1 protein-coding gene is annotated in these 1,300 nt (G+C 39.9%); it reads left to right on the forward strand.

Translation table 11 applies throughout. The features are described from left to right. Positions 1-1,300 (forward strand): cation:proton antiporter (locus E1176_RS00875; protein ID WP_155208705.1); only part of this gene is annotated, 1,300 nt, incomplete at both ends.

Genomic DNA, 1,300 nt, shown 5'->3' on the forward strand with positions numbered 1-1,300 from the left:
TGGGCTGTACCCATGATTCTAAGTTGGTTTGAAGTGTCGAAAGTCCCCACGGTTATTGTAGAGATCATAATGGGGGTAATTATCGGCCCTTCTGTTTTAGACCTACTTGGAGATACTCCACACCTCGATTTCCTTTCGCAAACCGGCTTTTTGTTCTTAATATTCTTAAGTGGCCTTGCCTTAGATATTGATAAGATCATCTCTTCACTACCTAAGAAAATTCGCAAAGTGGATATGATCAGCAACTCTTTTATAGTGGCTAATATCATTTATTTCGGCTCACTCTTACTTTCATGGCCTGCTTCGTGGGTAGTATCGCTATTCTTCGAGATAGACATTATCTTTTTCACCATTCTATTCCCGACAGTGGCGCTGAGCATTATTGTACCTATTCTAAAAAATGACGGTGAACTCAATAGAAAGTTTGGGCAGATAATTTTAATGGTAGGCGCTATCGCCACGATCATGAGCATTATCCTGATCTCTATCTACTCTGGGGTACTACAAAAAGGATTTCAGACCGAGTTGCTTCTCTTCCTAGTGATTTTCGTAGTATTCTTCGCTTGCTATTTTGTAGGAAAACAACTGGTTAAAATCACGCTATTCAAGCAAATTATGTACACGCTTGAGCATGCGGCTTCTCAAATTAGAATAAGAGGCTCTATAGCGATACTCCTATTCTTTATTGTAATAGCAGATGTAATTAATACGGAGCCGGTGTTGGGGGCTTTCTTTGCCGGCACGTTGCTTTCTATGTTTTTGGCCAAAGAGCGCTCTGCCCTTCTCTTTAAATTAGATGGTATGGGTTATGGCTTCTTCATACCTATTTTCTTCATTATGGTAGGTGTTAACTTAGACCTTTCGGCAATGGGAGATTTCGGCCAGTCTGTTCCATTTGTATTGGTACTGTTGGCAGCTACATTTCTTACTCAAATGGTGCCAACATATCTTGTTACATCAATTTTTGGCATCAAGAAAACAACAGCAGCAGGCTTGTTATTGTCATCGCGTATGGGACTCATGATTGCCACTGCACAGATTGGTATTTCTTTAGGTATAATCGGACCAGCAGCTAATGCAGCCATTGTAATTACAGCTATCATAAGCTCCGTATTATCGCCATTCTTATACAAATTTACGAGCGTGAGTGGTCAGAAACAGTTTAAACTCTTTATTATCGGTGGAAATAAAACTGCTGGGTTATTAGGAGAAAGGCTGAAAATGCACGGAGTAGATGCTGTGGTTATAACAGCTAACCAAAAGAGCTACAAGCTATTTCTTGATAAAGGATTAAATGCTA

The sequence above is a fragment of the Fulvivirga aurantia genome (genome assembly GCF_009711475.1).
Taxonomy (GTDB): Bacteria; Bacteroidota; Bacteroidia; order Cytophagales; family Cyclobacteriaceae; genus Fulvivirga; species Fulvivirga aurantia.